Annotated in this window: 13 protein-coding genes; 8 read left to right on the forward strand and 5 right to left on the reverse strand. The window is 54.6% G+C overall.

Annotation, left to right across the window (positions count from 1 at the left end):
- Positions 1-36 precede the first annotated feature (36 nt).
- The 4 genes from VK738_14455 to VK738_14470 form a co-directional block, all read right to left on the reverse strand.
- A complete protein-coding gene (locus VK738_14455; protein ID HTD23857.1) occupies positions 37-417 on the reverse strand; it encodes a hypothetical protein in 381 nt (126 codons plus the stop codon).
- Positions 418-508: 91 nt separating this feature from the next.
- Positions 509-1,165 carry an LUD domain-containing protein gene (locus VK738_14460; protein ID HTD23858.1) on the reverse strand — a complete coding sequence of 219 codons (657 nt, stop codon included), beginning with the start codon at positions 1,163-1,165 and terminating at the stop codon, positions 509-511.
- Positions 1,158-2,603 carry a LutB/LldF family L-lactate oxidation iron-sulfur protein gene (locus VK738_14465; GenBank protein ID HTD23859.1) on the reverse strand — a complete coding sequence of 482 codons (1,446 nt, stop codon included), beginning with the start codon at positions 2,601-2,603 and terminating at the stop codon, positions 1,158-1,160. The genes VK738_14460 and VK738_14465 overlap by 8 nt, the downstream gene beginning before the upstream one ends.
- A complete protein-coding gene (locus VK738_14470; GenBank protein ID HTD23860.1) occupies positions 2,600-3,403 on the reverse strand; it encodes a (Fe-S)-binding protein in 804 nt (267 codons plus the stop codon). Before VK738_14470 ends, VK738_14465 begins: the two co-directional genes overlap by 4 nt.
- A 393-nt stretch (positions 3,404-3,796) precedes the next feature.
- Here VK738_14470 and VK738_14475 point away from each other — a divergent pair, with 393 nt between their 5' ends.
- The 8 genes from VK738_14475 (at position 3,797) to galE (ending at position 11,859) form a co-directional block, all read left to right on the forward strand.
- Positions 3,797-4,579 carry an IclR family transcriptional regulator gene (locus VK738_14475; GenBank protein ID HTD23861.1) on the forward strand — a complete coding sequence of 261 codons (783 nt, stop codon included), beginning with the start codon at positions 3,797-3,799 and terminating at the stop codon, positions 4,577-4,579.
- Positions 4,580-4,581: 2 nt separating this feature from the next.
- Positions 4,582-4,881: a hypothetical protein gene (locus tag VK738_14480; GenBank protein HTD23862.1), complete on the forward strand. Its 300-nt coding sequence runs from the start codon at positions 4,582-4,584 to the stop codon at positions 4,879-4,881.
- A gap of 43 nt (positions 4,882-4,924) precedes the next feature.
- Entirely contained in the window at positions 4,925-5,185 is a 261-nt protein-coding gene (locus tag VK738_14485; protein ID HTD23863.1) for a hypothetical protein, read from the forward strand.
- Between the two features lie 5 nt (positions 5,186-5,190).
- Positions 5,191-6,393: a galactokinase gene (locus VK738_14490; GenBank protein HTD23864.1), complete on the forward strand. Its 1,203-nt coding sequence runs from the start codon at positions 5,191-5,193 to the stop codon at positions 6,391-6,393.
- Positions 6,394-6,664: 271 nt separating this feature from the next.
- Positions 6,665-7,732, forward strand: a complete 1,068-nt coding sequence (locus tag VK738_14495; protein ID HTD23865.1) for a UDP-glucose--hexose-1-phosphate uridylyltransferase — start codon at positions 6,665-6,667, stop codon at positions 7,730-7,732.
- Positions 7,733-7,782: 50 nt separating this feature from the next.
- Positions 7,783-8,676: a fumarylacetoacetate hydrolase family protein gene (locus VK738_14500; GenBank protein ID HTD23866.1), complete on the forward strand. Its 894-nt coding sequence runs from the start codon at positions 7,783-7,785 to the stop codon at positions 8,674-8,676.
- Positions 8,677-8,777: 101 nt separating this feature from the next.
- The gene (locus tag VK738_14505; protein HTD23867.1) at positions 8,778-10,865 is read left to right on the forward strand and encodes a glycoside hydrolase family 3 C-terminal domain-containing protein; all 2,088 of its coding nucleotides are present in this window, start codon (positions 8,778-8,780) and stop codon (positions 10,863-10,865) included.
- Positions 10,866-10,887: 22 nt separating this feature from the next.
- Entirely contained in the window at positions 10,888-11,859 is a 972-nt protein-coding gene (gene galE, locus VK738_14510; GenBank protein HTD23868.1) for a UDP-glucose 4-epimerase GalE, read from the forward strand.
- Between the two features lie 2 nt (positions 11,860-11,861).
- Here the strand turns inward: galE and VK738_14515 are convergent, their stop codons facing one another.
- Entirely contained in the window at positions 11,862-13,121 is a 1,260-nt protein-coding gene (locus VK738_14515) for a TCR/Tet family MFS transporter (GenBank protein ID HTD23869.1), read from the reverse strand.
- Between the last annotated feature and the right edge of the window lie 590 nt (positions 13,122-13,711).

Below are 13,711 nucleotides of genomic sequence, written 5' to 3' on the forward strand. Positions count from 1 at the left end.
GCGCTGAAGGAAATTTCCTTCAGCGCCTTTTTTATTTCAGTGTCGGCCAGGGCAGCGCTTCAAGATACTGGTTGGTACTTCAGCGCTGTCATAGCGCTGAAGATAAATCCGTCCACTCTCGATACGGGCTTTAACTTCATTACCTGGCTGCCAGGCCGAAGGGTAGTACCCCGTCTGGGATTCGTATCGCACTACATAACACTTGTTATCCAACTGGACATTGATGTCATAGAAAGCATACCCATCGTAAATTGGAGCGGTGCCGTGGTTTACCCAGTCGAAGACACGGCCTTCAGGGTGCTCGACTACAGCTAAAACTTTGCCGGTCTGGAACTTCTCAGCTTGTAATGTTTGGTTTTGCGAGAACAGAGCGACCGGAGCCAGCAGCAGAATCAAAACAGAGAATGCATGTTTCATAGAAGTGGCCTCTACTCATCTTTTAGATGCGATGAGTGAGAAACATGCGCGAAAAATCTTTGTTTAGCAATCTTGTTTAAGCAAATCTTATTTAAGTGAAGATGATTGCGTCGAGCACGCGGGGGCCATGCACCCCTTTGATGCGAGTCATCTCAATATCAGAAGTAGCCGAGGGGCCGGAGAAAAAAGTTATAGGTCTTGTGCCCATCGAGTGCAGCTCCTCCAGGGCTTCGGGCACAAATTCAACAATTTGGTTGGCACGCACAACACATACCTGATAGTCAGGAATCAGGGTGAGGGCACGGCGTCCTTCCATAGGTCCGCTTTGCAGCACGATGGTGCCGGTTAGGGCGATAGCGAGTGTACAGCCGGTGATTACACCATCGCATTGATCAAGAGCGTCATGGCTCAACTGGTTGTCTCTAATGGCTTCGATGGTTTGGGGAAGCCATGCTTGCGGGAACTCAGGCGGAACCAGCATCTTGCGCTTTCCACGGGCTTGTATCGCTGCCGCAATCACTTGCGGCAATTCGGTCTGAGAGATTGCGTGGTGTACGCCCGCGCCGTAGTCATTGAGCCGGTCTTCGAATAACTGCAGGCGATCTTCAGGATCGAGCCTGCCTTTTCGCCGAAAGGGACGGCGTATGGCCATCCATTCCTGAATGAGCCGGGTATCATCGCTATCCGGCGGGTTCGAACTACGAATGCGCGCCAGAATCTCTTCTCTTGCTGAGTTGGCGTCAGGCATTGGGCTTCCTCTCGCGCTTACGCCACCACTCCCGGAAGCTTTGTTTGGGGATAGGACGCAGGTCGCGCGCCGCAGTCCATCCCGCCAGCATTCCCGGCAATTTGGTAATCATATCTTTGTGCACAAACGGCCACTGTCCAATGCGGGCCATGCGTTGTGCTGCTTCCAGCCGTCTCGCATCGGCAAAGATATACGTCATGGCCTGCATGCCCAGGTTTTCCAGATCGAGCTTGCCGCCCAGGTGCCTGCGCTTTTCGCGCACGACTTTACCGCGAAGGTGGATCAGCACCTCGGGGATATCGATCTTGACCGGGCAGACCTCATAACAAGCGCCACACAAGGAAGACGCATAGGGCAGCGACTGAGAGTGTTCCATGGATTGAAGTTGCGGCGTCAGAATGGCGCCGATCGGGCCCTGATACACTGAGCCGTAGGCATGACCTCCGGTCTGGCGATACACAGGACAGGCATTCAGACAGGCGGCGCAGCGGATGCAATGTAAGGTTTGGCGTCCGATGGGGTCGGCGTGGACCGCGGTGCGTCCGTTGTCGAGCAGAACTACATGCACTGCCTGTGGACCGTCGCCGGGTGTGACGCCCGTCCATATGGAAGTATAGGGATTCATACGCTCGCCAGTTGCTGAGCGCGGAAGGGTTTGCAGAAATACTTCCAGGTCCTGAAAGGTAGGTACGATCTTTTCAATTCCAACCAGGCTGATAAGCACATCGGGCAAGGTAAGACACATGCGCCCGTTGCCTTCCGATTCCACTACGACCAAAGAGCCGGTCTCCGCCACGGCAAAATTTGCTCCGCTGAATCCGATTTTCACCGTCAAAAACTTTTGCCGTAAATAGTGACGCGCTGCGTCGGTCAGGTCAGTCGGCTGATCTCCCAATTCGGGAAGATGCATTTTCTCTTTAAAGATCTCGCGCACCTCGAAGCGGTTCTTATGAAGCGCCGGCACAACGATGTGCGAGGGCTTATCCTGCGAAAGCTGCAGGATCATATCGGCCAGATCGGTTTCATAGGGAGTGATCCCGTGCGCTTCAAGATCACGGTTCAGTTGAACTTCGTCAGAGGTCATGGTCTTAACCTTGATGACCTCTTTCCCACCGTACTGCCCAATAAGGCCGCGGACAATCTGGTTGGCCTCATCGGCGTCACGCGCCCAATGCACCTGCCCGCCGGCGCGCGTCATGTTTTCTTCAAACTGCAACAGATAGCGGTCGAGATGGCGCATGGTGTGGGCTTTGATGTCGCCGCCCGCCTGGCGAAGCTGCTCCCAATCGGGCATCTCACCCACAACCTTGGCCCGCTTGGCGCGGATTACATCTGTCGCATACTTCACGTTGCGGCGCAGTTGCGCATTGCCCAGAGAGACTTTGGCTGCGTCCTGGAAATCAGGCGCGGTTGCCGACCATCCTATGCGAACCGTCATTCTTTGCTGCCTTTCCCGGTTGAAACTTTCTGGGTAGAGGCTTCTTCGGTTGAAGCATTTTCTGTCGAGGCGTTTTCCGTAGAAGCCAGGATTTCAGCAATGTGTACGGTCTTTACGTTGGCCTGTTCACGATGCAGGCCTCCGAAGATGTGCATCAGGCATGAATTATCGCCTGCCGTGCATACCTGCGCCCCAGTACCGATTATGTTTTTCATTTTGTCGGCGAGCATGGCGGCCGATGTCTGCGCATTTTTTATCGCGAAGGTGCCTCCAAAGCCGCAGCACTGGTCCCACTCTGGCAGCTCTACCAACTCCAGCCCGCGCACGTTGCGCAGAAGCCGCAGTGGAATGTCACCAATATGTAGGCCGCGCAGCGAATGACAAGAAGCATGGTAGGTAACACGGTGAGGATAGAACGCGCCCACATCTTCAATTCCCAGCTTGTTCACCAGCAACTCTGTAAATTCGTAGACCCTGGGCAGTAATGTATTAACCTCAGCAGCCAGCTTGCGGTCCCCGGTCTCGGCGGCAATGCGGGGATACTGTTCGCGAATCATTGCTACGCATGAGCCCGAAGGGATACAAACAGCTTCCGCATTGCGGAAGGTTTCGATGAACTTTCGCATCAGCGGAAGCGCTTCACTCTGGTAACCGCTGTTGTAGTGCATCTGTCCGCAGCAGGTCTGTGCCCTGGAAAAATCAACGGTTTGCCCAAGACGCTCAAGCACGTGCACCACGGCTATGCCAGTTTCAGGAAATAAAGTGTCGTTATAACAGGCAATGAAGAGCGAGATATTCAAAGCGTAGTTATCTTAACAGAGCAGGGAAGCAATCTTGCGGGTCCTGGTCCGGCCAGATGCGGCGGAACGCCGTATTTCTTGATGAAATGCGGTCTCAGTCAATTCGGCAGAGACCTATAACAAATTGTGGGATAGAATTCACTATGAAAACGTTTACTTCATAAGATAAAACGTTTACTTCTCCCAGGGAGAACATTTATTAATTTGTGCTATGCAGGCGCGACATTAGGCCGATTTTCGGGTAGAATCCAATATTGAAAACTCTTATTTCATTTAATAAAACGTTTTATGAGGTAAAATGTGCATCGCCGAAGGTTCGCATTGCGGAACTGGAGGCATGGGGTGGAAGAGACTGATTGTATGGCTCACGCCCGCACTTTAGGAGGTCATCCGATGCTTCGTCAGAGAGAATCGAAGTCTGCGCCCGTAGGGGTTGTGGTGAAAGTGCTGAGAATTCTAGACACTCTGCACGCCGCCCCCACCGGGTTGCAGTTGAAAGAGATTGCCCGGCTTACCACCATTAACAAGAGCACGGCTTATCGTTTCCTCGCACATCTGGAGAGTGAAGGTTATCTTTTCCGGGATGATGCGGGTGCTTACGTCATTGGTCCCAAGCTCGCACGCCTGGGGGCGGGAATCAATTACGAAGAAACGCTCCGCAAGATCAGCCGCCCGGTATTGCAAAAGCTTTGGCAGGTCACCGGCGAAACCACGAACCTGGGAATTCTTGACGGTCACGAGCTTCTCTACCTGGATGTGATTGAGAGCTCGCACACGTTCCGTCTGGCTTCGCAGATTGGCTCCCGGCGTCCTATTTATTGCACGTCTTTGGGCAAGGCCATCGCTGCTTATTTGCCTGCGGAAGATATCGAAGAGATGTTCGATTCCCGCACCATGGAACGTTTCACACCACATACCATCACGCATCCGGCGCGTCTTAAGAAAGAGTTCGCCAAGATCCGCCAGTGTGGTTATGCCATGGATGATGAAGAGGCGGTTTTGGGCGCCCGCTGCGTGGCCGCCCCTATTTTTGACGAGGGCGGTAAGGTCACAGCAGCCATCAGTACCAGTGGTCCGATTACGAGGATTACAGCCGAGAAGGCGCGGGTTTTCGCCGCGGCGGTCAAAAAAGGCGCTCATGTAATCTCCACCCGTCTGGGCTATGCCGGATTGTAGAAGTGATTGGAAAAGTAATTGTAGCCGGTGTGAAAGGCGGCTGGTTGCACGTTGTGCATATCTACCCAAGCGAGGTGGCGCAGAACTTCTGGGCGGCAATATTCGCCTGGACGTCTTGTTTTGTCATCACAATTATCATCGGTCTGGCAACCAAGCCGCGCAACCAAGAAGAGTTGAAGGGGTTGGTATATTCGTTGACCCAGCGCCCGGCGCAGGAGCATCTGAAGTGGTATCAACGGCCAGTCTTGCTGGCGGTCTGTGTGCTGGGCGGGGCAGCGATACTGAATTTTATATTTTGGTAAGAGTTTTTCAGTAAGAAGGAATCTAAAGGAAGGTTTCTGCACAATGCGACTGGATATACGTTTGCCGATCGGCGTGCTGTTTACGTTGTTTGGGATAGTACTGACTGTGTTTGGCGCCTTGAGTAATCAAGCGCTCTACGAGCGGTCTTTGGGCATCAATATCAATCTGCTTTGGGGGGTGGTTTTGTTGGTATTTGGGCTGGGAATGCTCCTGCTCGGCCGGCAGCGCGCTGTGCCGCAGGATCTGGAAGAAACCGCCAATTTGCCTTCTCCACCTCAGAAAAAGGATGCGGCACATCCCTAAACTCCATGACAACATCATCGCTAGCTCAACGCATAGATCCGTGGACTGCGCTCAAAGCCCAGTTTAGCGTCATCTTTGGCGTTTCCCCCACGCTCTACCGCGCACCTGGACGGGTAAACCTTATTGGCGAGCATACCGATTACAACGACGGATTTGTTATGCCCGCCGCCATTGATCTCTCTTGCTGTGTTGCTATTGCTCCGCGCGATGACCGCCGATTGGTTGTGCATTCTGCCAACTACAATGAAACCATCGAATTGTCTCTCGATGACAACAACGCTCCCACGCAACACTGGAGCGACTACATCCGCGGTGTGGCTTGGGTATTGCAGAACGCAGGCTATAGGCTTCGCGGCGCGGACCTGGCGGTTTTAAGCAATATTCCCATCGGTGCGGGTCTGAGTTCTTCTGCGGCCATCGAGGTTGCCACTGGTTATGCTTTGCTGGATGCATCTGGATTGCAGATTGACCGCAAGGATCTGGCCAAACTTTGCCAGAAAGCGGAGAACGAGTTCGTAGGCGCACGCTGCGGAATCATGGACCAGTTCATTGCCTGCTTCGGACAGACGGGTAACGCGCTGGTGCTCGATTGCCGCTCTCTCAATTACCGGCTGCTGCCATTGAATGGAGATATCCGCCTGCTGATTTGCAACACTATGGTGAACCACCACCTGGCCGGCGGGGAATACAACGTCCGCCGGTCTGAATGCGAAGAAGGTGTCCGGCTGCTTGCTGCGGCGATTCCCGGAGTTCAATCTTTGCGTGATATTACCCTGGTGGAGCTCGACCGCCACCGCGCCCGGCTTACCGAAGTTCTCTACCGCCGTTGCCGCCACGTGGTTACAGAAAACCAGCGCGTTACGGAAGCGGCCCTGGCTCTGCAACGTAATGATCTAAGCGGTTTTGGCCGTCTTATGGCCGACTCACATCGTAGTTTGCGCGATGACTACGAAGTCAGTTGTCCTGAACTCGACATCATGGTAGAAATCGCTACAAAGCAGGAAGGCGTCTACGGCTCCCGCATGACGGGTGGAGGGTTTGGTGGGTGCACCATCAGCCTGGTCAAGGAAGAGGCCATAATGCACCTGCAGCGAACGATTGCAGATGCCTACGAAGAAAAGACCGGCCGCCGCCCAGAGATTTACGCGTGCACTTCTGCCGAAGGCGCAGGACGCTGCAAAACGAAAGACAACGAATCCACAGGCTGAGCGCGAAGCGAGCGCTGGATAGCGCGAGCGGAGCGCGAGGGCGCAGCAGCGGAACGAAATGGAGCGTTGCGGAGTCCTTAGATAGAGGGTGAGCGCGAAGCGAGCGCCGGATAGCGCGAGCGGAGCGCGAGGGCGCAGCAGCGGAACGAAGTGGAGCGTTGCGGAGCCCTTAGATAGAGGGTGAGCGCGAAGCGAGCGCCGGGTAGCGCGAGCGGAGCGCGAGGGCGCAGCAGCCTTGTTTTGGCTGCGGAGCCCTTTAGATAAAAGACACATGATGGAGTTGCGAGATACACCTCATCGCCGCTACAACCCGCTTACACGCGAGTGGGTACTGGTATCTCCTCATCGCACCGAGCGGCCCTGGCAGGGAAAGGTTCATGAAGCGCCGCGGGAAGTTCAACCGGCCTACGATCCCAATTGTTATTTGTGTCCGGGAAATGCGCGGGCAGCCGGGGTGCGCAATCCCTCTTACAACACAACGCTGGTATTCGATAACGATTTTCCGGCGCTGCTGCCTTCTGTCCCTGACACGCACCTGGATCTCGATGGATTAATCGTGGCTCATCCCGAGCAGGGCATCTGCCGTGTGGTTTGTTTCGATCCCCGTCACGATCTCACGATTGCCAGCATGAACCTGCAACAGATCCGGCGCGTAGTGGACGTCTGGATCCAGCAATATAACGAACTGGGCAGCATTCCCTGGATCAATCACGTGCAAATATTCGAGAACCGCGGTTCCATGATGGGGGCCAGCAATTCGCATCCGCACTGCCAAATCTGGGCCAATGCGAACCTGCCCAACCTGCCCATTCGTGAGCAGGAATCCATGGAGCAGTATGCCAAGACGCAAGGCGCCTGCATGCTGTGCGAGTATTTGAAGCTGGAGCAAAAGGCCAAAGAGCGAATCGTCTGTGAAAACGAGGCATTCGTTGCCCTGGTGCCATTCTGGGCGGTGTGGCCGTTTGAAATTTTAGTCATGAGCACGCGGCATCTGGGAGCGATGGACGAACTTGCTGAGAAAGAGCGGGATGCGCTCAGCGACATTCTGAAGCAGATCACATCAGGCTATGACAAGCTCTTCGATATATCTTTCCCTTATTCGATGGGCTTCCATCAACGCCCTACGGATAAGAAAGAGCATCCGGAGTGGCACCTGCACGCTCATTACTATCCTCCTCTGCTGCGCTCTGCCACGGTACAGAAATTTATGGTCGGATACGAGATGCTGGGCACACCGCAGCGCGATATCACGCCTGAGATTGCCGCCGGCAGGCTGCGAGAGACAACAAAATCAAGCGCCGGACAGCAGCAAGTGAAAACCGAGTCGGTATTACGCTGAACATTTTATTTTATTCATTCAAAATTATTCATGGAAGGGAAGAGGAATACATGAAGGCAGGTAGGTACGTTTTAAATGGGAAGGCCGGTTTGTTCCTGGTCGGCAACGATCAGCGGTTGCTCGATTGGAGCGTTCTTGATCGTCCCGCAACACCGCAACCAGTCCGGGAAGCAGTAGCCAACGCCATTAAGGGGACGAACGATGCAGCATTTTGCGCGGCGCTTCCCCTAATAGAAGAACTTCTGGCCCGCGACGGACAATTTTTGCGAGAGGCTACACCACTCGGTTCATCACTTGAATTCCAGCCGCCGGTGCGCCCGCAGACGTTCATCTGTGTCGGTTTGAATTATCGTGATCACGCCAAAGAATCTGATATGAAACTGCCACAAGCTCCGCTCCTGTTTGCCAAAACCTCCAATGCCATTCATGCTCACAACCTGCCGGTTCCGCTCCCGCCTGACAGCACCCAGGTAGACTATGAAGCAGAGCTTGCGGTTGTGATCGGCAAAATCTGCAGGCGGGTGAAGGCGGCAGATGCCCTTAAGTATGTTGCAGGCTACACCTGCGCGAATGACATAAGCGCCCGCGACTTCCAGTTTGCCGATAATCAGTGGTATCGCGGGAAAAGCGCGGACTGCTTTGGCCCCATCGGGCCATGGCTGGTTACCCAGCGCGAGATCGGCGATGGCAGCGGTTTGCGTATCCAACTGCGCCTGAATGGCAACGTGATGCAGGATTCCACCACAGCCAACTTGATCTTCGATGTCCCTGTTTTGATCGAGTACATCTCCCGCAGCATTACGTTGAACCCCGGCGATGTGATCTCGACTGGCACTCCTCCTGGCGTGGGTTTTGCGCGCAAGCCGCCTGTTTTTATGAAGTCGGGCGACAAGGTTGAAGTTGAGATCGAGCGGGTGGGGACCCTGGTCAACCAGATTGCATAAGTAATTGGATCAGTTTTCATTTACTGTTGTTTAGGCACGGCTGAAGCCGTGCCCTTTCAAAACTATTCATGAACCATATCTAATTTCTTTGGAGGACACCGATGTCCACACGCAGAACAATGTACGCCCTGATGGCCGCGCTGATAGTGAGTACGGCCACACTCTGGGCCCAATCTCAAACGCCCGATGAGCGCGCCCGGGAGCTTGTCAACAAGATGACCCTTGATGAAAAGATCCAGGAGTTGCATGGCATCAAGGATTCGGAACACTATCGGGTTGTACCTGGTGTTCCGCGCCTGGGCATTCCTGACTTCCACATCACCAATGGGCCCGCGGGTGCAGGTCCGGGAGGCAATCTGACTCCCCAGACTCAAGCCCCGGCCACGGCGCTGCCTGCGCCGATCGCTCTGGCGGCGACCTGGGACATCAAGCTGGCGAATCTTTACGGCACCATCGTAGGTGGAGAATCCAAAGACCTGGGCAACGGTTTGGTGGAAGCGCCCACCATCAACATCGTGCGTGTGCCCCAGAATGGGCGCACTTTTGAAGGCTACGGAGAAGATCCTTATCTTGCCGGGCAGATGTCGATCAACAACATTATCGGTATCCAAAGTCAGGGCGAGATTGCCAACGTCAAGCACTACGCCGCCAATAACCAGGAAACAGATAGGTTCGTCATCAATGAAGAAGTTGACGAGCGCGCCTTGCGTGAAATTTACCTGCCTGCTTTTGAGGTTTCCATCAAGCAGGGGCACTCGGCCTCTGTGATGTGTGCCTACAACAAGATCAACGGCACTTTTTGTTGTGAGAATGATCTCATCATGAACCAGATCCTCAAAAAAGAGTGGGGATTTGATGGTTTCATTACCTCTGATTTCGGTGCTGTTCACAGCACGGTTCCCGCAGCCATGGCTGGACTGGACCTGGAAATGCCTACCGGAAAATATTTCGGGGACGACCTGAAAGCTGCGGTGGAATCAGGAAAAGTACCGATGTCCGTAATTGACGACAAACTAATCCGCCGCTTCCGAAGCATGATGAGCTTCGGCATCTTCGATCATCCATCAACCCCCAAGCCGTTGCCAGCGCAACCCAACGGAACCACGGCGCGGCGTCTTGCTGAAGAAAGCATGGTGCTGCTCAAAAATGACGGTGGGGTGCTTCCGCTCAATGCTGCTCATCTCAAGTCCATTGCAGTAATTGGACCCGCCGCGGTCAAGGCCATCACCGGCGGCGGAGGCAGTTCGCATGTCGTTCCGCTGTACACGGTTGACCCTGTGGATGGCATACGCGGCCGCGCAGGCGACAAGGTGACCGTAAACTTTAGTGATGGGAGTGATATCTCCAAAGCCGTTTCAGTGGCTCACGACGCAGATGTAGCCATAGTCATGGTTGCTGACAATGAGCGGGAAGGACGTGACCACCTTATTTCCCTGGAAGGGAATCAGGATGAGTTGGTGCAGAAGGTTGCCGCCGCCAACCCTCACACAGTAGTAGTGGTTAAGAGTGGATCGGCAGTTCTTATGCCGTGGGCGGACCAGGTGCCCGCTATTCTGGAGGCCTGGTATCCCGGTGAGGAAGATGGTAATGCCGTAGGGGCCGTACTTTTTGGATACCAGAATCCATCTGGCAAACTTCCCCTTACGTTCCCCAAAAATCTCGCCGATGTTCCTGCCAACACGCCCGAGCAATACCCCGGTGTAGATAAGGTTGCACACTATTCGGAAGGCGTCTTTGTCGGCTACCGTCACTACGATGCCAAGGGAATCACACCTCTTTTCCCCTTCGGTCACGGACTCTCGTACACAACTTTTTCCTACAAAGATTTGAAAATCTCGCCCAAAGATGTTTCTTTCGACGGCAAACATCAGCCTACGGTGAGTATAGATCTTGACGTAACCAACACCGGCAGTGTGACCGGCGCCGAGGTGGTGCAGCTTTACCTGGGTATGCCTTCCACCAGCACCGTTCCGCAACCTCCCAAGCAGTTGAAGGGCTTTGAAAAAGTGAGCCTGGCCCCGCGTGAGAAGGCGCACATTCATCTGACACTGGACGCGCGCGCCGTGTCTTACTGGGATGTGAAGCGCCATGATTGGGTGGTGGCCCCCGGCGACTATAAGGTCCTGGTGGGTTCATCCTCACGTGATATACGCCTGCAGGGCCAGCTCAAAATTAAAGCCAAGGACTAAGATAGATTTTTCAGGAGACGCAATGCGTGTACTTGTAACCGGCGGAGCAGGCTACATTGGAAGCCACACTGCCCGGATTCTTCGAAATCGCGGGCACGAGGTCCTGATTTACGACAACTTAGCCACCGGATATGCTTTTCTTGCCAACGGTTTTGAGTTGATCCAGGCCGATATTGCCGATCTCGCTCATTTAGTTCCAGCCCTGGCGCGGGTTGAGGCCGTAATGCATTTTGCCGCAAACAGTCAGGCCGGCGAGTCGGTGCAAAATCCGCGCAAGTACTTTGACAATAATGTCAGGGGAGGGCTCACATTCCTCAACGCCCTGGTGGATTCAAGAATCAAGTATCTTGTTTTTTCTTCAACCTGCGCGGTCTACGGCACCCCTGCCAAAATTCCCATTACGGAAGATACGCCGCGGGAACCGGTAAATCCTTACGGCTCTTCCAAGGCCTTTTTTGAATATGCGTTGAAGGCCTACGATGTGGCTTACGGGTTGCGTTTTGCTGGGTTGCGTTATTTCAATGCTGCGGGCGCCGATGAGAGCGGTGAGATCGGCGAATTGCATGACCCGGAGACCCATTTGATTCCGGTTGCACTCGAAGCTGCCGCAGGCATGCGGCCGGAATTGCAGATCTTCGGAGACGACTACTCTACGCCCGATGGCACCTGCATTCGGGACTACATCCACGTCAATGACCTGGGTGAGGCCCATGCTCTGGCGCTGGAGTATCTGGCGAATCAAGGAAGCTCGATTTTTCTCAACCTGGGTACGGGGCGCGGCTATTCCGTTAAAGAAATATTGGATGCGGTTGAGAAGGTAAGTGGCCCGGTGCCCAAGCGTATTGCACCACGCCGCCCCGGAGATCCCCCTGTGCTGGTTGCTGATCCTGCAAAGGCAGAGAAGATTCTGAACTGGAAGGCAAAGCGGTCACTCGAGCAATGCGTAACCACTGCACAACGCTGGATGCAGCGCGTGCCATCCCTGCGGACTTAGCTTTAAACCACCTGAGCTTCCGCGACTTCTGATTCCTTGTTTGCGGCGGGAGCGGTCTTAGGCGCGACCACAAAGGCTAACGCCAGCGCCACCAATAAGAGCAACGCGGCCAGATACCAGGGGGCGCCTGGTAAATGGAACCGCCGCCCCGGCGCGATGAAGAATGCAAAGGTCACGGAAAAGATGCTTGGCCCGACTATCATTGCGATGCTGCGCACCGACCCAATCGCGCCTTGAAGCTGTCCTTGTTCTGAGGCGGAGACGCGCTGCGTCATCATTGACGTAGAAGGCGGGCCCGCAAGCGCCCACAGACAGTTAATCGGGATGGCGATGAGGAAAAGCCATCCAGTCGGCGCCCAGCCAAAGAGCGCGAATCCTAACGCGCCCAGCAGCAAACCGGCAAACAGCGCGCGCCGTTCTCCGAAGCGCTTTACCACCGGGCCAATTATTACCGCCATGATTATCATCGAGGCGATACCGACCACCGCGAGCGAGTTGCCGATGGTTCGTTGTCCCCACCCATAGCGATAAATTACGTAAAGCACGTAGACTGTGGCGTAGATCTCATGCGCGAGGTAGCCAAGAAAGTTCACGGCGGCCAGTCCAAGCAACCCGGCATGAGAGCGAAGGAGGTTGAGTGAGCCAAGCGGATTGGCTTTCCACCAGTCGAACTGTGTCTGGCGCCTCTCAGGAGGAAGCGATTCCGGAAGGACCAGCAAACCGTAAAGCGCGTTCAGCAAGCTGCAACCTGCGGCAACCCAGAAGGGAAGTCTTGGATTGGTTGCTCCCAGCCATCCTCCCAATGCGGGTCCTAAGACGAACCCTACGCCGAAAGCCGCGCCCAGCATGCCAAAGGCACGCGCCCGTTTCTCGACCGGTATAACGTCGCTGATATATGCATTGGCTGTGTTCACGCTGGCCGAGGTGATTCCTGAGAGCAGACGTCCCAGGAACAGCCAGCTAATTGTCGGCGCAAGCGCCATGACAATGTAATCCAACCCGAGCCCCAGGTTGGAAAGCAGGATCACTGGCCGCCGCCCGAAGCGGTCAGAGAGCAGGCCGAGGACCGGAGAAAAGATGAACTGCATCAGCGCCCACATTGTGGTAAACAGTCCAATCATCTCGGCGGCGCGCGCCGTATCGCCGTGCAGAAAGTCAGCCACAAGCGTTGGCAATACCGGCACGATAATGCCCAGGGCGATCATGTCGAGCAGCACTGTAATGAAGATGAAGTTCAGGGCGGCGCGACGATGACCGGGCATTGGGGGAAGCCTCCTGCTGAGAAATAGTTTCTAACGTTTCAAGCCATAAGTCCACGGTACGCTCAATGCCCCTGTGGCCATGGAACATAAGCTCCACATGCGGAGTCTAAATACTATATCGGATTTCGCTTGACCTGCAGATATGCACAACTGGCGTGGAATTCGCAGAGCTGGGAGCCTTCTCCTTCTCGGGTTCCTCATATTCATTTCCTGTTGCTGGCTTCTGCTGTACCTGGATTCAGTCCGCCAGCACCACAAAGCTGAGCGCTTGCTTAACGAGCTGAAGTCATTTCCCTTTGCCACAGCGGGATTGTTCGAAGTACGTGAACTGGCAAATCGCTATGGCGGTACTCCCGTTATACAATCCCCAATTTTGCAATTGCCCCGGTACGGCACAACACTTCACGATCCGGGAGGAAAGGTCGAGATTTCGGCAAACCAAGGTGGACCGTTCACCTGCACAGTGCGAGAGTGCACCTTTAACATCGTTATTCAACCTCGGGTGTTGGAACTTCCGCTGAGATATCGGGCAGAGCAGCTACTCTCCACAGGTCTAGCTTATTCTGGTGTCCAGCCCTGGTCCCTCTACT

This window comes from Terriglobales bacterium, assembly GCA_035487355.1.
In the GTDB taxonomy this organism is placed as follows: Bacteria; Acidobacteriota; Terriglobia; order Terriglobales; family Acidobacteriaceae; genus QIAW01.